Consider the following 22,383-nt stretch of genomic DNA (forward strand, 5'->3'; position numbering starts at 1 on the left):
GATCCAAACGAGCGGGCCTAGGCCTGCACCCGGAGCAGGGGTACTGCCAGTTCGTCGGGGGTCATTGCGCCGTGGAGGCCGGTCATGGTGCTGGCGCCGGGCTCGGTTCGGCCGGCGATCACCGCCACGTCGGTCTGTGCGACGGCGATCACGTCGCCGATGCGTTCGCGGACGCGGTCCTCGACCTCCGGGCCGAACCAGCCCGCCTCGATCGCCTCGTCCCGTGTGGCGATCCACATGCGCTCGCCCAGCCTTTCGGACCAGGCGGCGTGGACGTCGGCGGCGGCGTCGGGCGCGGTGTAGACGTGGCGGGCACGGGCCTCGCCACCGAGCAGGGCGACGCCTGCACGCAAATCCCATTCGTCGTCGTAGTCGACGCGGTCCTGGGGCGCGACGTCGACCATGCCGTGGTCGGAGGTGACGTACAGGGCGGAGCGGGCCGGCAGGCGGTTGGCCAGGCGTTGTGCGAGCCGGTCGGCGCGCATGAGCTGTTCGCGCCACTCGTCGGAGTCGACGCCGAAGGTGTGGCCAGCGGCGTCGAGGTCGCCGAGGTAGGTGTAGACGAGGGCGCGGCCGGCCAGGGCGAGTTCGGCGGCGGCCCGGTCCATCCGGCGGTCGGCGTCGTCCTCCGGGATGAAGCGGCCACCGGAGACGGCGATGCGGGTGAGCGCCGTGGTGGCGAAACGGGTGGGCAGGACCTGGGCGGTATGGATGCCCTGGGCGTGCAGGGTGCGGAAGAGGGGCGGGTGCGGTTGCCAGTCGGTGGGCTCGGTCCACGGCTCCCAGCGCAACTGGTTCATGAGGACGCCGTGGCCGGGAACGGCGACGGTGTAGCCGGCCAGGCCGTGGCGGCCCGTGGGCAGGCCGGTTCCGAAGGAGGCCAGCGAGGTGGCCGTGGTGGAGGGGAATCCGGCGGTCAGCATGGGGGCGGGATTGCCGTCGGCCGGCGCGGAGTCCGCCAGTGAGGCGAGGAACGGTGCGTAGGGGGCGTGCTCACGCAGTTGGTGATGGCCCAGTCCGTCGATGAGGAACACGCACACCCGGTCGGCGGGAGGCAGCCGCAGCCCGGTCGCCGGAATGGGCGGGGGTGCGCTGTTCTTCAGGCCGAAGCCCGCGGCGACTGCCGGCAGCAGGTCGCAGAGGGAGCCGGTGCCATAGGCGGGAACCGGGGCGTCGAGGGGATCCAGGACGGGGGAAAGAGGCATGAGGGCGACCTAGCGGAGGAGGGGGGATGTCGCGCAAGTCCTCGGTGTCGATGACGTGGTCGGCGACGTCCCGTAGAGGCCGAAGGGGCTCACGGGGTGGGTGCGTCTCATGGCCGGCTTCCGCTCCTGGCACCGTTCTCGGACAAGGGCTCTTGCGGGGACTGCGTCGTGATCGGGTCGTGGCGGATCCATGGTCACGACCAGCCCGTGCGCCGGGCCGGCCATGTGCGGCACAGTCTGCCGTACCACGCCTCGTGGGTCCGGATGTGCGGTGACCAGCATGGCGCCGGCAGGCGTGCGCTGCGGGTGTAGAACCCGGCCAGGGCGCATTCGAACGCGTCGGTCGCCGTGGGATCGGCCCGGCGTGTCAGCGGGTGGCCCGCGGCGCTCTCCTCCGGGTCGCCACCGGCCGTCGCGACCGCCGGAAGGAGCTACGCGAGTTCGACCCGGAAGGGAAAGGCCCCCACTGCGGTGGGGGCCGGACCGGGCGAACGGGCCGTCGGGGTCAGGCCAGCGTCACCGTGATGTTCCCCCGGGTCGCCTTCGAGTACGGGCACACCTGGTGGGCCTTCTCCACCAGGCTCTTCGCCGTCGCGGCGTCGACGTTCGGGATGTCGGCCGAGATCTCCACGATGATCCCGAACCCGTCCTCGTTCTTGCCGATGCCGACCTTCGCGGTGACGGTGGAGCCGGAGATGTCGGCGCCCTCCTGGCGGGCGACGACGCCGAGGGCGCCCTGGAAGCAGGCGCTGTAGCCGGCGGCGAACAGCTGCTCCGGGTTGGTGCCGGCACCGCTGCCGCCCATCTCCTTGGGCGGGTTGACGACGACGTCGAGCTTGCCGTCGTCGGTGGCGACCCGGCCGTCACGGCCGTTCTCGGCGGTGGCGACGGCGGTGTACAGGACGTCAGAACGTCGGATTGCAGAGCTGGGCATGGGGTTGCGTTCCTTCCTTCGTCCGCCGCGACTCGCGCCCACGGTCGCACCTGGCGGTTTCGGGTTCCGGAAAGAAGTTACCGCATACCGAAACTCCAGGGAACGGCCACCGGGAGGGGTCAGAGCTTGACGATCATCTTTCCGGTGTTGTCGCCGCGCAGCACGCCGAGGAAGGCCTCCAGCGTGTTCTCGATGCCTTCCACGACGGTCTGGCGGTACTTCAGCTCACCCGAGCGCACCCACGCGCCGACCTCCCGCACGAACTCGGGCTGGAGGTCGTAGTGGTCGCCGACGAGGAAGCCCTCGATGCGACCACGGGTCTGGATCAGGCGGGCGAGGTTCTTCGGGCCCGGGGCGGGCTCGGTGTTGTTGTAGACGGAGATCATTCCGCAGATCGCGATGCGGCCGCCCAGGTTGAGGGAGCCGATGGCGGCTTCCAGGTGCTCGCCGCCGACGTTGTCGAAGTAGACGTCGACGCCGTCCGGGGCGGCGGCACGCAACTGCTCGGCCACCGGGCCGCTCTTGTAGTTGAACGCGGCGTCGAAGCCGTACTCCTCGGTCAGCAGCCGGACCTTCTCGTCGGAGCCGGCGGAGCCGATCACCCGCGAGGCGCCCTTGAGCCTGGCGATCTGCCCGACCTGCCCGCCGACCGCGCCGGCCGCGCCGGAGACGAAGACGGCGTCGCCCTCCTTGAAGGAGGCGGTGCGCAGCAGACCGGCGTAGGCGGTCAGCCCGGTCATGCCCAGCACGCCGAGGTACGCCGGCAGGGGCGCGGCCGCGGGGTCGACCTTGACCGCGCTGCGGGCGTTCACGGCGGCGTACTCGCGCCAGCCGCCGAAGTGCAGGACGTGGTCGCCGACGGCGATCCCCTCGGCCTCGGAGGCGACGACCTCGCCGACGGCGCCGCCCTGCATGGGCCTGCCCAGTTCGTACGGCGCGGCGTACGACTTGGCCGCACTCATCCGGCCCCGCATATAAGGGTCGACGGAGAGGTACTCGTTGCGTACGAGGACCTGGCCCTCACCCGGCCGCGGGACCTCGGTCTCGACCAGGGCGAAGTCCTCGGGCTTCGGCCAGCCGACCGGACGGCTGAGCAGGTGCCATTCTCGGTTGATCACGACAGCGACCTTTCAGTTACTTCAGTTACTGAAACAACCATGCGCCTGAATATTTCATGAAGTCAAGTAAGCCGGTACGCTGGTCGCATGGCCGCTGCACCGAACACCCGCCGACCCGACGCGCTGACCCTGGAGGTCGTCGAACTGATCGGCGACGTCGTGGCCCGGTTCTACGAGGACTACGAGGAAGCCGCCGGGGAGCACGCGCTGACCGGGGCGCAGGCGCGGCTGCTGAGCCTGCTGTCGCTGGAGCCGCTGCCGATGCGGAAGCTGGCGCAGAAGCTGAAGTGCGAGCCGTCGAACGTCACCGGGATCGTGGACCGGCTGGAGACGCGGGGACTGGTGGAGCGGCGGCCGGATCCGGGTGACCGGCGGGTGAAGCTGGCGGCGGCGACCGAGGAGGGGCGGCGGGTGGCCCGGGAGCTGCGGGAAGGGCTGCGCTTCGCGCGGGAGCCGCTGGCGGGCCTCTCCGAGGGGGAGCGGCTGGCGCTGCGGGACCTGCTGCGGCGGATGGTGGACCAGGGGGAAATCGGCTGACCGCAGCCGCCGTCACGGGGGCGTGGAGCCCGGCGCCGACGGGGCGGCCCGCAGGCACGTGGATCGCGCCCTACGTGCACCACCACAGGAAGCGGTCGCACGTGCGCGTCGGCGTGGGGGTCGGATCCGGATGAGGGGGCGGTGGGGCGGGGTCCGTCGTCGGCGGGTCCGCGGGCCGGGGCGCCTCCGAGGTCGCCGGGTCCGGCGCACCCGGCCCGTCCGAGCCGCCGCCCGTGCCGTCCTGCGCCGTCGCCTCGGCCGACTCCCGGGGGCTGCTCGCACCGCTCGCGTCCGGTTTCGGCTTCCCGCCCTTCGCGGAGGCGGAGGGCGAGGCCGACTTGGAGGCGTCCAGTGAGGCCGTGCCCGTACCGGTCCCCGGAGCACCGTCAGCCGGCGCGGTCGTCCCGCCGGTACCGGTGGGGGACGCGTCGCCCTCCCCCAAGTCGTCGCCGACCGCCGCCGGCTCGGGGTGCGAGAAGCCCGGCAGGCCCGGTGCGTCGACGCCGAGTTCGGCCAGGCTCAGACCACCGCCCGCCAGTACGAAGCCGGCGGCTATCAGCAGGACCCGGCGGCGGCGCCTGCGGTGAGCCGCGGCCTTGCGGTCCCGCCGGCTCGCGCCCCGGCGCCCCGCGGACTCCGCGTCCTCGACGTCCTCGCCGTTCTCGACGCCCTCGGCGTCCGTCCGGGCCGCCTCGGCGGCTCCGCCCCGGCCCCGGCCGCGGCCGCGCGGGCGGCGCCGCCCGGCCCGCCCCTCCGGCTCGGCAGGGCCGCCGTCGAGGCCATCCCCGTCGTACCCGTCGCGGCCGTCGTACTCGTCGCGGCCGTCATGCCCGCCGTGGCCGTCCCGCCCCTCGTCGAGGTGGAACCCCCCGCTCTCCTGCGGGACTTGGGCGGTCGCCGGCTCCGTGCCCATCCCCGGATCCTCCGCGTACGAGGGAAGGGTCTCCACTGGGGTGCCGCACCCCGGGCAGGCGAGGGCGCCGTTGAGGTGCCGTCGGCACGGGTGGCAGTAGTTCATGACGCGGGAAGAGTAAGTTCCGGATGGGCGCGGTTCCTAGGCACCCCTGTGAAGGTTCTGTGCGGGATCGAAAGAGTGGTCGAAAGTCTCGCCGAAACCGTTATCTGTCGGACCCATTGACACCCTCACCACCCCCTCCTTACTGTCTCGCCAGCATTTCGAACGTCTGACGAAATCTCGAACAACGACATCGATGTCGAGCAGCCGAGGGGCGGGCGCCGTGCGCATCACCGGAATCAGCACCCATGTGGTCGGGACGCCGTGGCGCAACCTGACCTACGTCCAGGTGCACACCGACGAGGGCATCGCGGGGGTCGGCGAGACCCGGATGCTGGGCCACACCGACGCGCTCATCGGCTACTTGAGGGAGGCCGAGGCCAACCACATCCTCGGCTCCGACCCGTTCGCCGCCGAGGACCTCGTCCGCCGGATGAAGTACGGCGACTTCGGCCGCGCGGGCGAGATCGTGATGTCCGGCATCGCGGTGGTGGAGATGGCCTGCTGGGACATCAAGGGCAAGGCACTCAACGTCCCGGTGTGGCAGCTGCTCGGCGGCAAGGTCACCGACCGGGTCAAGGCATACGCCAACGGCTGGTACACCACCGAGCGCACCCCGGAGGCGTACCACAAGGCCGCGCGGGGGGTCATGGAGCGCGGTTACCGGGCGCTCAAGATCGACCCCTTCGGCACCGGGCACTTCGAACTCGACCACGAGAAAACCCTGTACGCCGTCTCGCTCATCGAGGCCGTACGGGACGCCATCGGCCCGGACGCCGAGCTGATGCTGGAGATGCACGGCCGCTTCTCCCCCGCCACCGCCGTCCGGCTGGCCAGGGAGATGGCGCCCTTCGCCCCGGCCTGGCTGGAGGAGCCGGTGCCGCCGGAGAACCTGAAGGCGCTGCGGAAGGTCGCCGCCAAGGTGGACGTACCGGTCGCCACCGGAGAGCGCATCCACGACCGGATCGAGTTCCGCGAGCTCTTCGACGACCAGTCCGCCGACATCATCCAGCCGGACGTCGGCCACATCGGCGGCATCTGGGAGACCCGGAAACTGGCCGCGACCGCCGAGACGCACTACATGCTCGTCGCCCCGCACAACGTGGGCGGGTCCGTGCTCACCGCCGCCTCACTCCAAGTCGGCTTCACCACACCGAACTTCAAGGTTCTGGAGCACTTCAACGACTTCGCGGACGCGGAGATCAAGAAGGTGGTCAGGGGCGCGCCCCGGGTGGATCCGGAGGACGGCTGCTTCCACCTCTCCGACACGCCCGGTCTCGGCGTCGAGCTGGACGTCGACGCGGCGGCCGAATTCCCCCAGCAGCAGGCCCGGTTCGACCTGTGGGCCGAGGGCTGGGAGCAGCGCAGGCCGAAGGGGGCGAAGTGAGCACCGAGGTCGTCGTCGAGGCCCCGGGCGCGCACCGGATCGCCGGGCACACGCCGCGCGACCCGGGTCCGGGCGAGGCGCTGGTCGCCGTGCACGCCGTGGGGATCTGCGGCAGCGACCGCGAGCTGTACCAGGGCAACCGGCCCGACGGGTACGTCCGTTACCCGCTGACGCCGGGCCACGAGTGGTCCGGGACGGTCCGGCGGGTGGGCGCCGGGGTGCCCGGCGGTCTCGTGGGCCGCAAGGTGGTCGGCGAGGGTTTCCGCAACTGCCAGGTGTGCGACCGCTGCCACGCGGGCGAGACGACTCTGTGCACGGCAGGGTACGAGGAGACCGGCTTCACCCGGCCCGGCGCGATGGCCGCCACGCTGACGCTGCCGGCCAGGCTGCTGCACGTGCTGCCCGAGGGCGCCGACCTCACCGCCGCGGCCCTGCTGGAGCCGGCCGCCTGTGTCGCGGCCGCCGCGCTGAAGGCGGACGCCCGGCCGGGCGAGCGGGTCGCCGTGGTCGGCACCGGCACGCTCGGGATGTTCGCCGTGCAGTTCCTCAAGGCCCTCTCCCCGGCCGAGCTGCTGGTCGTCGGCACACGCGACGACCGCGAGGGCCTGGCCCGGCGGTTCGGTGCCACCGGCTTCTCCACCAAGGACCGGCAACTGCCCGGCGGCTTCGACGTGGTGATCGAGACCGCCGGGTCCGCGGACGCGGCGCGGACCGCCGCCGCGCTGCTCAGACGCGGTGGGCGGCTGGTCCTGACGGGCATCCCGGCACCGGGTGCCGAGGGACTGGACCCGACCGACCTCGTCGTACGGCAGTTGGAGGTGCGCACCGTCTTCGGGGCGCCGCCGCACGCCTGGGCACACACGGTGCGGGTGTTCGCGGCCGGGCTGCTCGATCCGCTCCCGCTCGTCACCCACGAACTCCCGCTCGCCGAGTTCTCGCACGCCATCGACCTGGTCGGGGCGGGCGACCCGAAGGTGGGCAAGGTGCTGCTCCGCCCGTGACCGTGCGCCGCTCACGGCGTGACCCGACGACGCCGTGAGCGGCGCACCGGGGCCCGGATCACCGGCCGCGGTACGCCGGGCCCGGTTCACCGCCGGTCTCCGTGCACGGCCCGCCACACCCGAAGTCGCGAACCTTGTCCGAGATACCGAACACGAAGGACTGCCCGTGACCGACGCTTCCGCCACGGCCGCCCGCAGGCCCGGTGAGCAGACGCTCACCGCACTCGGCCTGGGCGCCCCCGCCCTCGACCCCGCCGACGCCTCGTCCCACGCCTTCCCGGGCGGCGGCCGCTGGCGCACCGAGATCCCCTCGTGCGAGGGCCCGGAGGCGCTGGCGGTAGTCCTCGACGAGGCCGCACGGCTCGATGTGCCGATCCACCGGATCAGCCAGGGCAGCGGCGTGTGGATGCTGACCGACGCCGAGATCACCGAGATGGCCGGGGCAAGTGCCGCACACGGCATCGAGCTGTGCCTGTTCACCGGCCCGCGCGGCACCTGGGACACCGGCGGCTCCGTGCGCTCCGACTCGCGCGGGGCGGGGCTGCGCGCCCGCGGCCACGACGCGGTCGCCGGATGCGTCGAAGACGCCGTACGGGCCACGGAGTTGGGCGTGCGCTGTCTGCTGGTCGCCGACGAGGGGGTGCTGTGGACGCTGCACCGGGCGCGTACGACGGGACTGATCCCGGCCGACACCACCCTGAAGGTGTCCGCGCTGATCGGCCCGGTGAACCCGGCGTCGTACGCCGTCTTCGAGCGGCTGGGCGCCGACTCCGTGAACGTGCCCAGCGACCTGACGCTCGATCACCTCACCGAGATCCGACGGGTGTCGGGCGCCCCCATGGACATGTACATCGAGGCGCCCGACGACCTCGGCGGCTATGTGCGGATGTACGAGGTCGCCGAGCTGATCCGGCGCGGCGCACCGCTCTATCTGAAGTTCGGCCTGTCCAAGGCGCCCGGCATCTACCCGTACGGGCACCATCTGCGCGAGCTCACCCTGGCCACCGCCCGGGAACGGGTGCGGCGCGGCCGGCTCGCCCTGGACCTGCTCGCCCGCCACGGCGCCGCCGGTGACATGGCGCCGCTCGGCTCCCGGCTGCCGGGCCCGCTCCACCGCTTCCCCACCGGCGCCTGACGGGCGCCGCGAGCACCTCCCCACACCCCACCCCGACCAGACGGACAAGGACTGATCCCCATGCGCAACCGCAGAGCCGCCCTCGCCGCCACGGCCGCAGCAGCGTCCCTCGCCCTGACCCTGTCCGCCTGCGGGCAGAACAGCGAGGGCGGCAGCAAGGAGAAGGCGGGCAGCACCAAGGGCGCCACCATCGGCATCGCGATGCCGACGAAGTCCTCCGAGCGGTGGATCTCCGACGGCGACAACGTCGTCAAGGACCTCCAGGCCAAGGGCTACCGGACCAAGCTGGTCTTCGGCGAGGACAACCCCGACACCCAGGTGTCGCAGATCGAGAACCTGATCACCCAGGGCGTCAAGGGCCTGATCGTCGCCGCCATCGACAACAAGTCGCTGAACAACGTGCTCCAGGAGGCGGCCGACGCCGGCATCCCGGTCATCGCCTACGACCGGCTGATCCTCGGCACGGAGCACGTCGACTACTACGCCTCCTTCGACAACGAGAAGGTCGGCCGGCTCCAGGCCGGCTACATCGTCGACAAGCTCGGCCTGAAGGACGGCAAGGGCCCGTTCAACATCGAGCTGTTCGCCGGCTCCAACGACGACAACAACACCAAGTACTTCTTCAACGGCGCGATGAGCGTCCTGAAGCCGTACCTGGACAGCGGCAAGCTGAAGGTGAGGTCCGGCCAGACGCAGCTCACCAAGGTCACCACCCTGCGCTGGGACGGCGCGACCGCGCAGCGGCGCATGGACGACATCCTCACCTCCTCCTACAAGAGCGGCCGGGTCGACGCGGTGCTCTCGCCCTACGACGGCATATCGATCGGCATCCTCTCCGCGCTGAAGTCGGACGGCTACGGCTCGGGGAGCAAGCCGCTGCCCGTCGTCACCGGTCAGGACGCCGAGCTGGCCTCGGTGAAGTCGATCATCGCGGGCGAGCAGACGCAGACCGTCTACAAGGACACCCGCAAGCTCGCCGAGGTCGCCTCGGCGATGGTCGACGACGCCCTGAAGGACAAGAAGCCGCAGGTCAACGACTCCAAGACCTATGACAACGGCTCGAAGGTGGTGCCCGCCTACCTGCTGCAGCCGGTGAGCGTCGACAAGAGCAACTACGAGGAGGTCCTGGTGAAGGGCGGCTACTACACCGACGCCGAGCTGAACAAGTAGCGGGAAGCGACCGCCGCATCCACCGACCCCAACCGACTGGAAGGCACGACCATGGCGGGACCCGTCCTGGAAATGCGCTCGATCGGCAAGACCTTTCCCGGTGTCAAGGCGCTGTCGGACGTCACGCTGACGGTTCGCCGGGGCGAGGTGCACGCCATCTGCGGGGAGAACGGCGCCGGCAAATCCACCCTGATGAAGGTGCTCTCCGGCGTCCATCCGCACGGAAGCTACGAGGGCGAGATCCTCTTCGAGCAGGAGGTCTGCCGTTTCAAGGACATCCGGGCCAGCGAGCGGCGCGGCATCGTCATCATCCACCAGGAGCTGGCGCTGGTGCCGTACCTGTCCATTGCGGAGAACATCTTCCTCGGCAACGAACACGCCACCCGCGGGTTCATCAACTGGAACGACACCCTCCGGCACGCCACCGAACTGCTGCGCCGCGTCGGCCTCGACGAGCACCCCGAGAGCCGGGTCGCCGACATCGGCGTCGGCAAGCAGCAGCTCGTGGAGATCGCCAAGGCACTGTCGAAGTCGGTGAAGCTGCTCATCCTGGACGAGCCGACGGCCGCCCTGAACGACGAGGACAGCGGGAAACTCCTGCGTCTGATCCTGGAGTTGAAGAAGCAGGGCATCACCTCGATCGTCATCTCCCACAAGCTCAACGAGATCCGCCGGGTCGCCGACTCGGTGACGATCCTGCGCGACGGCCGCACCATCGAGACCCTGGACGTGAAGGCGGCCGGCACCACCGAGGAGCGGATCATCGCCGGCATGGTCGGCCGCGACCTCGACCACCGCTTCCCCGAACGCACCCCGCACCAGCCCGAGGAGGGCTCGGCCCCAGCCCTGGAGGTCCGGGGCTGGACGGTGTTCCACCCGATCGACCGGCAGCGCCGGGTCGTCGACGACGTGTCGGTCCGGGTGCGGCGCGGGGAGATCGTCGGCATCGCGGGCCTGATGGGCGCCGGCCGCACCGAACTGGCGATGAGCGTCTTCGGCCGCACCTACGGCCGGTACGCGGCCGGCACGGTCCTCAAGGACGGCCGGGAGATCAGCACCAGGACCGTCGCGGAGGCGGTCGGGCACGGCATCGCCTACGTCACCGAGGACCGCAAGCACTACGGCCTGAACCTCATCGACACCGTCCACCGGAACATCTCGCTGACCGCGCTGGGCAAGGTGGCGCGGCGGGGCGTGGTGGACGAGCACGAGGAGCGGCAGGTCGCCGAGGGCTTCCGCACGTCCATGAACATCAAGGCGCCGACCGTCTTCGAGCCGGTGGGCAGGCTGTCCGGCGGCAACCAGCAGAAAGTCGTCCTCAGCAAGTGGATCTTCGCCGGTCCGGACGTGCTGATCCTGGACGAGCCCACGCGCGGCATCGACGTGGGCGCCAAGTACGAGATCTACACGGTCATCGACCGGCTGGCCGCCCAGGGCAAGGCGGTCCTCTTCATCTCCTCCGAACTGCCGGAGCTGCTCGGCATGTGCGACCGCATCTACACGATGGCCGCGGGGCGGCTGACCGGTGAGGTGCCGCGGGCCGAGGCCACCCAGGAAGTGCTGATGCGCCACATGACGAAGAACACGAAGGACGAAGAGGTGACGCGATGAGCACGGACGTGACCGCGCAGACCCCGGCCCCGGCGCCACCGGAGCGCGGCGCGGCGGCCGCCGGCCACGGTCTGCTCCGGCTGGTGCTGAACGGCCTGCGCCGCAACATGCGGCAGTACGGGATGCTGCTCGCGCTCGGCCTGATCGTCGTCCTGTTCGAGATCTGGACCGGAGGGGACCTGCTGCTGCCGCGCAACGTCTCCAACCTGGTGCTCCAGAACAGCTACATCCTGATCCTGGCCATCGGCATGATGATGGTGATCATCGCGGGCCACATCGACCTGTCGGTCGGCTCGCTGACCGCCTTCGTCGGCGCGGTGGCGGCGGCGCTGACAGTCAGCCACCAGGTGCCGTGGCCGGTCGCGGTGGGCCTGTGCCTGCTGGTGGGGGCGGCCGCGGGCTCACTGCAGGGGTTCATGATCGCCTATCTGGGCATACCGTCGTTCATCGTCACCCTCGCCGGGATGCTGCTCTTCCGCGGTCTGACGGAGATCCTGCTCAAGGGCCAGACCCTCGGCCCGTTCCCGGGCGGGCTCCAGAAGATGGGCAACGGCTTCCTGCCCGAGGTCGGGCCGCACACCAACTACCACAACCTCACCCTGCTCCTCGGCGTCGTCCTGATCGCCTCCGTGGTGTGGCAGGAGGTGCGCGACCGGCGCCGGCAGCAGGAGTTCTCCCTCGACGTGCCGCCCGCGCGGCTGTTCGCGCTCAAGCTCGTCGCCCTCGTCGCCGCGGTCCTGGTCGTCACGCTGCTGCTCGCCAGCTACAAGGGCGCGCCGATCGTGCTGATCATCCTCGGCGTGCTGGTGGTCGGCTACGGCTATGTGATGCGCAACGCCGTCTTCGGCCGCCACATCTACGCCATCGGCGGCAACCTGCCCGCCGCGAAGCTGTCCGGCGTCAAGGACCGGCGGGTCACCTTCCAGGTGTTCCTGAACATGGGCGTGCTGGCGGCCCTGGCGGGCCTGGTGGTGGCGGCCCGCCTGAACGCGGCCTCCCCGAAGGCGGGCGTGAACTACGAACTGGAAGCGATCGCCTCGTCGTTCATCGGCGGCGCGTCCATGAGCGGCGGGGTCGGCACCGTGCTCGGCGCGATCATCGGCGGCCTCGTCCTCGGCGTGCTGAACAACGGCATGAACCTTCTCAGCGTCGGCACCGACTGGCAGCAGGTCATCAAGGGCCTGGCTTTGCTGGCGGCGGTCGGGTTCGACGTGTGGAACAAACGCAGGTCCGGTTCGTAGGCCCGGCCCGCGCCGCACCCGCGGGGGCCCGTGGGTACCCGGAAATCACACTTCCCACACATGAGTTGAACAACACCGCCTCCCTCTCCGTATCCATGGGTGGCCCGTGCTCCCCCGCGCGGGCCACCCCAGGACGACGGGCCCGGTCGTCCCCGCCGGGCCCGCCACACACGGAGGATCCGTGACTCCACCCACGCGTGAACGCGCGGGCTTCCTGCGTCAGTGGCTAGGCCACGTCGCAGAGGACCAGCCCGGCCCTGCTGAGGACGTTCATCGCGCCGACGTGGTCCGCGTTCGCGCTGCGACCACACGCCGTGCAATGAAACAGCGCCTGGGTGACACGGTTCTCCTTTGCGACGTGCCCGCAGGAGGGGCACGTGCGGGAGGTGTTGCGGGCGTCCACTTCGATCACGAGGCGACCGGCGCTTTCAGCCTTGTTCGTCATGATCGTCAGGAAATGCCCCCAACCCGCGTCGAGAATACTGCGATTGAGTCCGGTCTTCGCAGCAGCCCGGTTCTGCAGGAACACGCCGGGCGCTTCAGGGTCGGGCTTGGGTTTGGGTGCGCGGGTCATACCCGTGATGTTCAGCCGCTCGTGCGCGATCAGGTCGTGGTCGCGAATCAGCGCGTGCGCGGCCTTGTGATGGAAGTCGAGCCGCTGCCTGCGGATCTTGGTGTGGATCTTGGCGACCTTCCGGACGGCAGCCCGATGCCTCTTGGTGCGTCGGCGGGTGCGCTTGGGGAACGTCGCCAGGTGCCGTTGGGCGTTGGCCAGTTCCTCGGCCATCGCTTTGAAGAACTTCGGGTTGGCGACGTGGGCGCCGTCGGAAGTGGTCAGGAAGTGCACGGTCCCCATGTCGATACCGACCACAGCACCGCTGGGCGGCAGGAGCTCGGCTGGCACCTCGTCGCAGGACAGGACGACGTACCAGCGGTTCCCCTCACGTTTGATGCTGATCGTCTTCACTCGGCCCTTGACGGGCCGGTGCCGGTGCACACGAACGTGGCCGACACTCTGGAGGCGAACCCGCATCTGCGGATCCTGTGGGGTGGAGTCCCAGCGGCATCCGTCGCCGTCCTTGGGGAAGACCACGGTGTCGAAGTGTCCGACGCCCTTGAAGCGCGGGTAGCCGGGCCTCTCCCCGGCTCTGACCCTGCGGAAGAACGCGGCGAACGCCCTGTCCAGGCGGCGCAACGTGGCCTGCTGAGAGGAGTACGACCAACGGCCCTGCCGCTCAGGGTCGAACGCCCGGATTTCCTTGAGCTGGGCGGACTGGTCGGCGTACCGGACGGCGGTCCTCGATGCATGCCGGTAGGCGTCCCGGCGCTCTTGGAGTGCCCCGTTGTACAGCGAGCAGTGGTCCCGCACCATCTCATCCAGCGCAGCCGTCTGACGCACGGTGGGGCGCAGGAGGAACTTGTACGCGCGGATCACCCTTGGCCCCTCCGTTCACGGCGCAGGGCTTCGGCGACGGCAGGGTTCTGCGATTCACGGCGGTCGCCTCTGGCTACAACCACGATGCCCCCGATCAACCCCAGCCCGAAGACCTGCTCACCCCACATTCAACGAGCACCGCCCGTAAAGGTCACATATTCGGCAGACGAACTCTCATTCCCCACCGGCTGCAGTCGACGGCCCCCTCGAAAGGAATCTGATGGCTGACAACGTCACCTCGCTGTTCCGCAGCACCGCGGCGCACAGCCCGTCGATGGCGGCGCTGACGCGGGAGGGCGGCGACGGGGCCGGGCCGGTGGACTTCTGCATTCCGTGCAACCCCTACTTCCCCACGTCCGCCATGTTCCAGGACATGGCGACACGGCTGCGCGAGATCGTCACGTACTACCCGTCCAGCGCCGACACGATCACCGCCGAGCTGTGCAGCCTGCTCCAGCTGCCGCCGCAGTGCGTGGCGATGGGCAACGGCTCCACCGAGCTGATCACCTGGATCGACCATCTGCTCGTGCGTGAGTCCCTGGCCGTCCCCGTCCCCACCTTCGGCCGCTGGACCGACCAGCCCATGGAGACCGGCAAGCGGGTCGACATGTTCCCGCTCCAGGAGTCCAACGGCTTCGCCCTGGACCCGGCGCAGTACGTCGAGTTCATCCGGAGGCGGGGGACCAGGGTCGCCGTGGTCTGCAACCCCAACAACCCCGACGGCGGCTTCGTGCCCAAGCACGCCCTGGTGCAGTTCATGGACGCCCTGGCCGACCTGGACCTGGTGGTGATCGACGAGTCGTTCCTGGAGTTCGCCGACGCCGAGGCCGAACCGAGCGTGGTGCAGGAGGCGATGCTGCGCCCGAACGTGGTCGTGCTGCGCAGCCTGGGCAAGAACTTCGGCCTGCACGGCATCCGCTTCGGATACCTGGTCGCCAATCCGGCGCTGGCGGGCAAGGTCCGTTCGATGCTGCCGAAGTGGAACCTCAACTCCTTCGCCGAGCACGTGGTATTCATGCTCAAGGAGCACGGCGCGGAGTACCGGCAGAGCCTTCAGCAGGTACGCCGCGACCGGCTGGAGATGGCCGCCCACCTCTCGGCGCTGCCCGGTCTGACGGTCTACCCGTCCCAGGGCAACTTCCTCTTCGTGCGCCTTCCCGTGGGCGCCGAGGGCACCGTGGTCCGGGACCGGCTGCTCACCGAGCACCGGATCCTGGTCCGCGAATGCGGCAACAAGATCGGCTCCTCCAGCCGCTTCCTGCGGCTCGTGGTGCGCCCCGAGGTGGACGTTCGCCGTCTCGTCTCCGCCTTGGAACAGGTGCTCTACGGGAGCGGGAGGGGAGCGGCCGTGCCCGAGCTGGGTACAGGGACCAACTACAGCTCGGGTACGGCCGCGGTGGACCGGCTGGTGAGCGAGACCAACGGGGGCGGGATGCGGCTGCCGGCCGCCGCACAGGCCGCGGTGGCCGCCGCCCCGGGCATCGCCGCCGTTCCCGGCATAGCCGCCGCCCCGGGTATCGCCGCCGCCCCGGGAACAGCCGCCCCGGCCGCCGGCACCGCGATGCCGCTCCCCGTCACGGCGTCGGTGGCCCCCGCCCCGCAGCCGCCCGCCCCCGGCACGTCCCTGCCGGCGGCCCCCGCTCCGCCGCCGGCCCCCGCACCGGCCCCGATGCACCCCCTGGCACCGGCGGCGCAGCAGGTCCCGGCCCCCGCTCCCGCCCCCGTACCGGCGCCCGCGCCCGCGCCCGGACCCACCCCGCCGGGTGTCCCCGCCCGCGGCGGGCTCACCGCCGCCCAGGTGCGCGGCATGACCGCCCCGCCTCCCGGCGCCCCCGGCCTGACCCCGGCCCCGGCGACCGGCTGGCCCAGCCCCCAGAACTGGCCGAACGCGGCAGGCATGGGACAGGCGGGCTAGGCCCTGTCGTCACATTCCCGCCTGCCCCGCGACGCCTGGCACGCACTCTCGCCACACCGGGCGAAAGCCCAAGTACGTCCAGTACGAGGACTTCCGCCCGGCACGCCGAGAGCACGCACCAGACGCCGCGGAGCCGCCCTTCGGGCGACGACGGGAATGTGACGACAGGACCTAGCGGCAGAGCAGGCCCCCGCACCGGCACCGGCGCCCGCCCCCGTACCGGCGCCCGCCCCCGGGCCCGCCCCGCCAGGTGTCCCCGCCCGCCGCGGCCTCACCGCCGCCCAGGTCCGTGGCATGCCTGCCCCCTCGGCCGGGCGCGGCGGGCATGGGACAAGCGGGGTGGCGGCGAGGCCGGGGCGCCTCCTCCGCAGGGCTCCGGCGGCGCTCGTACGGCGTCGTGCGAGCGCGCCGAGTTCCGTGTGCGTGCGGGGCGCGGGCCCGCCTCCGTGCAGAATGGCGGCACCCGCGCCCCGTAAGATCGCCCCGGAGGCACACCCTTGGCGCTCAGCAGACGTTCATTCAGCGCCCTCGCGGGCGCCGCCGCGCTCGGACTGGCCCTGGGCGGCAGCGGCGGACCGGGGGCGCCGTCGGCCTACGCCGCCCGCTCCGTGCCCACGGGCCCGCCGCCGCCCCCGCCGAGCGCCGATGGACGGCGGCACAGCGTCGGCTTCGACCGCTACTCGCTGTTGGTCGACGGCCGGCGGCTGGTGCTGTGGTCGGGCGAGATGCACCCCTTCCGGCTGCCGAGCCCCGCCCTGTGGCGTGACGTTCTCCAGAAGATGCGCGCGTACGGCTACAACGCCGTCAGCGTCTACGTGGCCTGGAACTACCACTCCCCCGCCCCCGGAAAGTACGACTTCACCGGGGTGCGGGATCTGGACCTGTTCCTGCGCATGGCCGCCGAGACCGGCCTCTACGTCATCCTGCGCCCCGGCCCCTACATCAACGGCGAGGTCGACGGGGGCGGCTTCCCCGGCTGGCTGACCACCACCGAGGGCACCGCGCGGACCGCCGATCCCACGTACCTGAAGCACGTCGACGAGTGGCTGAGCCACGTCGACGCCATCGCCGCCCGGCACCTGTTCACCCGGGGCACCGGCACGGTTCTGCTCTACCAGATCGAGAACGAGTACGACGCCCACGTGGGCGAGCCGACCGGGCGCGCCTACATGGCCCACCTGTACAAGAAGGTGCGCGCCGACGGAATCGACGTCCCCCTCTTCCACAACGACAAGGGCAGGAACGGCCACTGGATCCCCGGCTCGTTCGACACCGGCGGCGAGAAGCGGGGGTGGCTGTACGGGTTCGACGGGTACCCCTCGCCGTCCCAGACCCCGCCCGACTGGGGGTACTTCGGGAGCGGCGGGAAGACCGGCGGGGCGAGCGCCAGCCCCCGTACGCCCGGCTTCATGCCGGAGTCCGGCGGCGGCTGGTTCGATCCGTGGGGCGGTGCCTGGTCCAAGGGCAAGGGGTACGCGGAGTCGCGGCGCACCCGGGACGCGGCGTTCGAGCGGCGTTTCTATCTGACCCACCTCGCCAACGGCATCACCATGCACAACGTGTACATGGCCTTCGGCGGCACCTCCTGGGGCTGGCTGCCCGCGCCGGTCGTCTACACGTCGTACGACTACGGTGCGGCCCTCGACGAGGGCCGCCGGCCCACCGACAAACTGGCGCCGATGCACCAGATCGGGCACATGCTCCAGCGCATCCCGGACTTCGCCAGGCTGGACCGTGCGGCCGATGTGAAGGTGCGCGGGCTGAGGACGTACCACCTGAAGAACCCGGACACCGGCGCCCACGTCTACGTCCTGCGCAACGACGGCGACCAGGAGGTCTCCTCGACGCTGCGCGCGGCCGGCGCCGACCTGCCGGTGACCGTGCCGGCCCGGGACGCCAGGCTGATGGTCACCGGGCTGTCCCTGGGACGGCGCAAGGTGCGGTACTCCACCGCGCAGCCGATGCTGTTCCTCACCGCGGGACGGCAGGACGTCGCCGTGTTCTGCGGGCGGCAGGGCGACTTGGCCCGCGTGGTGCTGGAGGCCGCCGAGGAGCCGCTGGTCACCCGGATGAGCCAGGAGGCCGCCTACGCCTACGACCGGGGCCTGCTGCGCCTGACCGTCCCGCTCGGCGCCGGCGGGCTGATCGGGGTCCGGGTGGAGGGCGACGAGAACGACCGCCCGCTGCTGCTGCTCTTCGCCGACGAGGCGACCTCGATGCGCCTGTGGCCGTACGACACCCCGTCGGGCTCCCTGCTGGTGCACGGCCCCGCGCTGCTGCGCACCGCCACCGTGCGCGGCTCCACGGTGCACCTCACCGGCGACACCGTCGAGGAGACCGGGCTGGAGATGTGGGGGCCGCGCGGCATCGACGGTGTGACGTGGAACGGCCGCGCGGTGCCGGTGTCGGCCACCGGCTCGGGGAGCCTGCGGGCCGGCGCGCCGCTGCCGGGCGTGCCCGAGGTGACGCTGCCCGCGCTCGGCGGCTGGCGGACGCGCACCGAGAACCCCGAGTCCGGGCCGGGCTTCGACGACTCGGCGTGGAAGGCCGCGGACCGGACGTCCTCGCACAGCACGACCCCCGTGCCGAAGGGGCAGCCGGTGCTGTTCGCCGACGACTACGGCTTCCACTACGGGGACGTCTGGTACCGCGGCACGTTCACGGACTCCACGAGCCTCGAGTCGGTCTCCCTCTCCTACAGCACCGGCACGCAGGGACTGCTGATGGCCTGGATGGACGGTGAGCCGCTGGGCACCCACCGGATGCCGGTGCTCGACAACAGCACCATCCGGCAGGGAAGTTGGTCGGACACGGCGGTCTTCCCGGTGCACGGCCCGCAGCGCGGGCCCGGCCGGCGCGTGCTGTCGGTCCTGGTGCGGCGGATGCAGCACGACCAGGACGGCGCGGCGCGCGACACGCACAAGGCGGCGCGCGGCCTGACGGCGGTCACCTTCACCGGGGCCGCGCCGAAGGTGCGGTGGCGGATCCAGGGCGAGACCGCGCCCGACCCGGTGCGCGGGCCGCTGAACAACGGCGGGCTGTACGGGGAGCGGGAGGGCTGGCACCTGCCGGGCTTCCCGGACCGCCACTGGGAGCCGGTGACGTTCCCGCGCGCGGCGCGGCGGCAGGGGGTGACCTGGTACCGGACCACGTTCCGGCTGGCCGTGGAGCAGGGCGTCGACGCCTCGATCGGGCTCACCCTGGACGACGACCGGAGCCGCTCCTACCGCGCGCAGATCTTCCTCAACGGCTGGAACATGGGCCAGTACATCAACGATGTCGGTCCGCAGCACACGTTCGTCCTGCCGAACGGGATCCTGCGCACCCGGGGCACCAACACCCTGGCCCTGGCGGTGCTGTCGGAGTTCACCACGCTGTCGGGTCCGGGGCAGGTGCGGCTGACGCTGCTGGGCGCGGCGGCCGGCGGGGTGCCGGTGACACCGCTGCCGTCGCCGGGGCGGTGACATGGCAACCGCGCAACCAGCCGAAAAACGGCGGTCGTTCACGGTCGCACAACGGTCGCCGGATCGCATGACGCGGGCAACTCCCGCCGCGTAGGCTCGGACGGCCCTCTCTGAAGTCCTTCCGCCACCGCGGACGGCGCGGGGATGATGGGGGCAGGCCTGGGAGATGCACGGGGGAACATGGTGCGTAGGAAACGGGAGATGCGGCGCCTCGCCGACGCGCTCATCGACCCCATCCAGGTGCCGGTACCCGCCGACCCGGAGGTGCTGTTAACCGCGCTCGTCGACTCCGTCAGCGCCTGGCGGGGCCGCCGGGTCGTCGTCCGGCGGGAGGTGTTCCCGCCGCACACCGCCAGCGGGCTGTGGCTGGAGGGCGAGACCCAGGACGTGGTCGTCGTCGACCAGCGGGCCGCCGTGTGGCACCAGATCGTGATCTTCTGCCACGAGGTGTGGCACATGAGCCGGCGGGAGGCCGACGCGGACGCCGCACCCGCCGCGGGCCCGCCCCGGCCGGTCGCGGCGCGCACCGACTTCAGCCTCGCCGACGAGCAGGAGGCCGACCAGTTCGGCATGCTGATGGGCCGCCGGCTGCGGACCTGGCTGGAGACGCCGGCGGACCCGGCGTTCGGCGACGGCGCCAACCACGGCCAGGGCCTCGCCGGACGTATCGGGGCGGCGCTCAACTACCGGGGGAACCGGGGAACATGAGCGGCCTGATCAACTACGCCAGCTGCGGTGTGCTGTGGCTGGGTCTGGCCGTGAAGGCCCCCGATCTGGCCCGCCACCGCAGCGATCCCTATCTCCGCGCGATCTGCGCGGTGCTGGGTCTGGGCGGCTTCTGCTTCCTCCTCGGGGCCCCGCCGACGGTAGGCGCGATCAACCGGCTCAGCGGTGTGCCGAACCTCGCCGCGCCGCTCACGTACGCGTCGATCACCGCGTACAGCGCGGCCTCCCAGGTCCTCGTCGTCTACTGGCGGGGCGGCGAGCACGTGCACCGGGTGGCCCGGCGCTGGATCGTGGCCTACACGCTGGTGCTCGTCGGCATCGCCACCACGTTCGCGCTCGGCGAGGCGCCGGTGGAGCGCCGTACCGACCTGGACACCTACTACGCGACGACGCCGTTCGTGGCCGAGATGATCGTGCTGTACCTGGTGGGGCATCTCTACGCCGTCAGCGTCACCACGGTGTCCGCGCTGCGCTGGGCGCGCGAGGTGGCCGGCTGGCTGCGTGCGGGGCTGGTGGTCCTGGGGGTGGGGTCGCTGTGCGCCGGCGGGTACAGCGTGACCAAGCTCGTGGCCGTGGTCGCCCGCTGGTGCGGGCGGGACTGGTCGGCGCTCGGCACGAACGTCTCGCCGGCCGCCGCCGGGTTGGGCGCCCTGCTGACGTCGGCGGGCATCCTGGTGCCGCTGGCCGGGCCCCGCCTCACCGAGTGGCGGCGGTCCCGGCTGGCGTACGCGCGGCTGGAACCGCTGGAGCGCGAGCTGGACGACCTGCTCACCCGCCGCTGCCTGCGGCTGCCGCGGCCGCGCTGGGCCACGCCCACCACCCGGCTGATGTGGCGTCAGACCAGCATCCACAACGCGCTCAGCTATCTGGACGCGTCCTTCGACCGGTCCCTGTACGAGCGCACCCACGAGGCGGTGCTGGAGGCCACCGGTGACACCGAGCGCGCCGAGGCCGCCGCCTGGGCGGCGGTCATCGCCGCCGCCGTGCGCGAGCCCGGCGAGCCGCTGCCCGGCGAGGCGGACCGGCTGACCGTCCGCGTACCGGGCCCGGCCGCCCTGGTCCGCGTCGCGGACGCCCTGGCCACCCCCACCCCCGCAACGGCCACCCGCGTCACGACCCCCACGACCACACCATGACCGACTCCCACGCGGCCCGACGACCGCAACGCGAAAGCCCCACAGCGGAATCCGCGGCCCACACGACGACATTGCCCCGGGCGGTCGTCCGTGAGGCCGATGCGATCGAGGGTGTTTCGGGTGGAAGGGACCTCGGACCGGTCGGGCGTGTGGGGAGGTGGTCGTCATGAGTCTTGTCGTTTATCTGGCGGCCGGGATCTTCGGGCTGTCCGCGACCGTGTTGCTGCGGCGGCCGCGTACCGCGGTGCGGAATCCGCTGACCATGTCCACGTGTGCGGCGATCGTCCTCGGCTCCCTGGTGTTCGTCTGCTCGGCGCCGCTGACGCTGGCCACCGTCAACGACCTCACGGGCATCCCCAACTTCGGTGCCCCGCTGACCTACGGGATGCTCTCCGCGTACAGCTGCTCGCTGCTCATCCTGCTGATCAACTGGCGGGGCGGCCCGCGCGAGCGGGTGCGGCGCACGGTGCTGCGGAGCATCGCCGCCTACGCTCCGCTGATCGTCGTCATCGTCGTGCTGTTCATGCTGGGCGACGCCCGCACCGAGCGGCTGACCGACCTGGACACCTACTACGCCAACACGCCGTACCTGCGCGAGATGATCCTGCTCTACCTGCTCGGGCACAGCGCCGCGACACTCGCGGCGTGCGCGATGTGCGTCAAGTGGAGCCGCGAGGTCACCGGGCTGCTGCGGGCCGGGCTGCGGCTGATCCTGGCCGGCTCGGCACTGGACGTGGTGGGCTTCCAGCTGACCAAGTACACGGCCATCGCGGCACGTTGGACGGGCCACGACCTGGACGTGCTGTCCACGAAGGTCGCCCCGCCGATGGCCTCGCTCGGCGCGCTGCTGTGCTCGGCCGGCTTCGTGCTGCCCAGGCTGCTCCCGGCGGTCCTCGCCCAGGCGCGCGGCCTGCGCGACCACCGGCGGCTGGGCCCGCTGTGGTCGCGGGTGCGGTTCGTGTCCACCGCGCCCAAGCCGCCGAGCCCGTGGTGGCAACTGCCGCTCGCGCGCCTCCAGTGGCGGGAGGTGTCCATCCACGACGCGCTGCTGGGGCTCGCCCCGTACTTCGACGACGAGGTCCGCGAGCGGGCCCTGGCCGCCGCCCGGCGCGCGGGCCACGGTGCCCACGAGGCGCGGATCGCGGCGGAGGCGGCGATGCTCGCCGACGCCGCGCGCCGCGCCGCCGCCCGCGAGGAGCCGCTCGCGGCGCCGAGCGGATACCGCCTCCACGCCACGGAGGTGTCCGGAACCAGCGGTCTCGTGGAACTGGCGCAGGCGCTGGTCCCCACACCCGCCGAAACCACCGTACGAGCAGGAACGGTGAGGACCTCCCATGGCTGAGGCCATGGCCG

At 71.6% G+C, this 22,383-nt stretch carries 17 protein-coding genes; 12 read left to right on the plus strand and 5 right to left on the minus strand.

Annotation, left to right across the window (positions count from 1 at the left end):
* Positions 1 to 17: 17 nt before the first annotated feature.
* The 3 genes from ACIQFZ_RS03700 to ACIQFZ_RS03710 all read right to left on the minus strand — a co-directional run bounded on the left by ACIQFZ_RS03700 (position 18) and on the right by ACIQFZ_RS03710 (position 3,257).
* Complete coding sequence (locus tag ACIQFZ_RS03700; RefSeq protein ID WP_365776568.1) at positions 18 to 1,205, minus strand: nucleotide pyrophosphatase/phosphodiesterase family protein; 1,188 nt, start codon at positions 1,203 to 1,205, stop codon at positions 18 to 20.
* 505 nt (positions 1,206 to 1,710) lie between these two features.
* Positions 1,711 to 2,139 (minus strand): organic hydroperoxide resistance protein, encoded by a 429-nt coding sequence (locus ACIQFZ_RS03705; protein ID WP_365418338.1) that lies wholly within the window; start codon positions 2,137 to 2,139, stop codon positions 1,711 to 1,713.
* Between the two features lie 119 nt (positions 2,140 to 2,258).
* A complete protein-coding gene (locus tag ACIQFZ_RS03710) occupies positions 2,259 to 3,257 on the minus strand; it encodes an NADP-dependent oxidoreductase (RefSeq protein WP_365418341.1) in 999 nt (332 codons plus the stop codon).
* Between the two features lie 87 nt (positions 3,258 to 3,344).
* On the opposite strand from ACIQFZ_RS03710, the gene ACIQFZ_RS03715 reads away from it, so the two are divergent.
* Positions 3,345 to 3,794 (plus strand): MarR family transcriptional regulator, encoded by a 450-nt coding sequence (locus ACIQFZ_RS03715; RefSeq protein WP_365418344.1) that lies wholly within the window; start codon positions 3,345 to 3,347, stop codon positions 3,792 to 3,794.
* Positions 3,795 to 3,864: 70 nt separating this feature from the next.
* Here ACIQFZ_RS03715 and ACIQFZ_RS03720 read toward each other — a convergent pair whose 3' ends face one another.
* Positions 3,865 to 4,812 (minus strand): hypothetical protein, encoded by a 948-nt coding sequence (locus tag ACIQFZ_RS03720; RefSeq protein ID WP_402690524.1) that lies wholly within the window; start codon positions 4,810 to 4,812, stop codon positions 3,865 to 3,867.
* 220 nt (positions 4,813 to 5,032) lie between these two features.
* On the opposite strand from ACIQFZ_RS03720, the gene ACIQFZ_RS03725 reads away from it, so the two are divergent.
* From ACIQFZ_RS03725 to mmsB, 6 genes are all read left to right on the plus strand, one after another.
* Positions 5,033 to 6,196, plus strand: a complete 1,164-nt coding sequence (locus ACIQFZ_RS03725) for a mandelate racemase/muconate lactonizing enzyme family protein (protein ID WP_383056992.1) — start codon at positions 5,033 to 5,035, stop codon at positions 6,194 to 6,196.
* The gene (locus ACIQFZ_RS03730) at positions 6,193 to 7,197 is read left to right on the plus strand and encodes a zinc-binding dehydrogenase (protein WP_402690525.1); all 1,005 of its coding nucleotides are present in this window, start codon (positions 6,193 to 6,195) and stop codon (positions 7,195 to 7,197) included. The genes ACIQFZ_RS03725 and ACIQFZ_RS03730 overlap by 4 nt, the downstream gene beginning before the upstream one ends.
* A 166-nt stretch (positions 7,198 to 7,363) precedes the next feature.
* Positions 7,364 to 8,332, plus strand: coding sequence for a hypothetical protein (locus ACIQFZ_RS03735; RefSeq protein ID WP_365418351.1), 969 nt, complete (start codon positions 7,364 to 7,366; stop codon positions 8,330 to 8,332).
* Between the two features lie 60 nt (positions 8,333 to 8,392).
* Positions 8,393 to 9,502 carry a multiple monosaccharide ABC transporter substrate-binding protein gene (gene chvE, locus ACIQFZ_RS03740; RefSeq protein WP_365776578.1) on the plus strand — a complete coding sequence of 370 codons (1,110 nt, stop codon included), beginning with the start codon at positions 8,393 to 8,395 and terminating at the stop codon, positions 9,500 to 9,502.
* Positions 9,503 to 9,553: 51 nt separating this feature from the next.
* Positions 9,554 to 11,113 (plus strand): multiple monosaccharide ABC transporter ATP-binding protein, encoded by a 1,560-nt coding sequence (gene mmsA, locus ACIQFZ_RS03745; protein ID WP_402690526.1) that lies wholly within the window; start codon positions 9,554 to 9,556, stop codon positions 11,111 to 11,113.
* A complete protein-coding gene (gene mmsB, locus ACIQFZ_RS03750) occupies positions 11,110 to 12,354 on the plus strand; it encodes a multiple monosaccharide ABC transporter permease (protein ID WP_365418358.1) in 1,245 nt (414 codons plus the stop codon). The genes mmsA and mmsB overlap by 4 nt, the downstream gene beginning before the upstream one ends.
* Before the next feature lie 226 nt (positions 12,355 to 12,580).
* Here the strand turns inward: mmsB and ACIQFZ_RS03755 are convergent, their stop codons facing one another.
* Positions 12,581 to 13,789, minus strand: a complete 1,209-nt coding sequence (locus ACIQFZ_RS03755; RefSeq protein WP_402690527.1) for an RNA-guided endonuclease InsQ/TnpB family protein — start codon at positions 13,787 to 13,789, stop codon at positions 12,581 to 12,583.
* A gap of 220 nt (positions 13,790 to 14,009) precedes the next feature.
* Here ACIQFZ_RS03755 and ACIQFZ_RS03760 point away from each other — a divergent pair, with 220 nt between their 5' ends.
* The 5 genes from ACIQFZ_RS03760 (at position 14,010) to ACIQFZ_RS03780 (ending at position 22,372) form a co-directional block, all read left to right on the plus strand.
* Entirely contained in the window at positions 14,010 to 15,704 is a 1,695-nt protein-coding gene (locus ACIQFZ_RS03760) for a pyridoxal phosphate-dependent aminotransferase (protein ID WP_402690528.1), read from the plus strand.
* Positions 15,705 to 16,201: 497 nt separating this feature from the next.
* Positions 16,202 to 19,168, plus strand: coding sequence for a beta-galactosidase (locus ACIQFZ_RS03765; protein WP_402690529.1), 2,967 nt, complete (start codon positions 16,202 to 16,204; stop codon positions 19,166 to 19,168).
* Positions 19,169 to 19,351: 183 nt separating this feature from the next.
* Positions 19,352 to 19,876 (plus strand): toxin, encoded by a 525-nt coding sequence (locus ACIQFZ_RS03770; RefSeq protein ID WP_402690615.1) that lies wholly within the window; start codon positions 19,352 to 19,354, stop codon positions 19,874 to 19,876.
* On the plus strand, positions 19,873 to 21,030 hold the full coding sequence (locus ACIQFZ_RS03775; protein ID WP_402690530.1) for an MAB_1171c family putative transporter: 1,158 nt from the start codon (positions 19,873 to 19,875) through the stop codon (positions 21,028 to 21,030). Before ACIQFZ_RS03770 ends, ACIQFZ_RS03775 begins: the two co-directional genes overlap by 4 nt.
* Positions 21,031 to 21,196: 166 nt before the next feature.
* Positions 21,197 to 22,372, plus strand: a complete 1,176-nt coding sequence (locus ACIQFZ_RS03780) for an MAB_1171c family putative transporter (protein ID WP_383056918.1) — start codon at positions 21,197 to 21,199, stop codon at positions 22,370 to 22,372.
* Positions 22,373 to 22,383: the final 11 nt, after the last annotated feature.

Source organism: Streptomyces sp. NPDC093064, assembly GCF_044754605.1.
Classification (GTDB): domain Bacteria; phylum Actinomycetota; class Actinomycetes; order Streptomycetales; family Streptomycetaceae; genus Streptomyces.

Bases quoted from the DNA above. Each gene is read 5' to 3' on its own strand.
- mmsA (WP_402690526.1), top strand. From the start codon at position 9,554: ATGGCGGGACCCGTCCTGGAAATGCGCTCGATCGGCAAGACCTTTCCC.
- ACIQFZ_RS03705 (WP_365418338.1), bottom strand. From the start codon at position 2,139: ATGCCCAGCTCTGCAATCCGACGTTCTGACGTCCTGTACACCGCCGTC.
- ACIQFZ_RS03700 (WP_365776568.1), bottom strand. From the start codon at position 1,205: ATGCCTCTTTCCCCCGTCCTGGATCCCCTCGACGCCCCGGTTCCCGCC.
- ACIQFZ_RS03715 (WP_365418344.1), top strand. From the start codon at position 3,345: ATGGCCGCTGCACCGAACACCCGCCGACCCGACGCGCTGACCCTGGAG.
- ACIQFZ_RS03720 (WP_402690524.1), bottom strand. From the start codon at position 4,812: ATGAACTACTGCCACCCGTGCCGACGGCACCTCAACGGCGCCCTCGCC.
- mmsB (WP_365418358.1), top strand. From the start codon at position 11,110: ATGAGCACGGACGTGACCGCGCAGACCCCGGCCCCGGCGCCACCGGAG.
- chvE (WP_365776578.1), top strand. From the start codon at position 8,393: ATGCGCAACCGCAGAGCCGCCCTCGCCGCCACGGCCGCAGCAGCGTCC.
- ACIQFZ_RS03780 (WP_383056918.1), top strand. From the start codon at position 21,197: ATGAGTCTTGTCGTTTATCTGGCGGCCGGGATCTTCGGGCTGTCCGCG.
- ACIQFZ_RS03760 (WP_402690528.1), top strand. From the start codon at position 14,010: ATGGCTGACAACGTCACCTCGCTGTTCCGCAGCACCGCGGCGCACAGC.
- ACIQFZ_RS03775 (WP_402690530.1), top strand. From the start codon at position 19,873: ATGAGCGGCCTGATCAACTACGCCAGCTGCGGTGTGCTGTGGCTGGGT.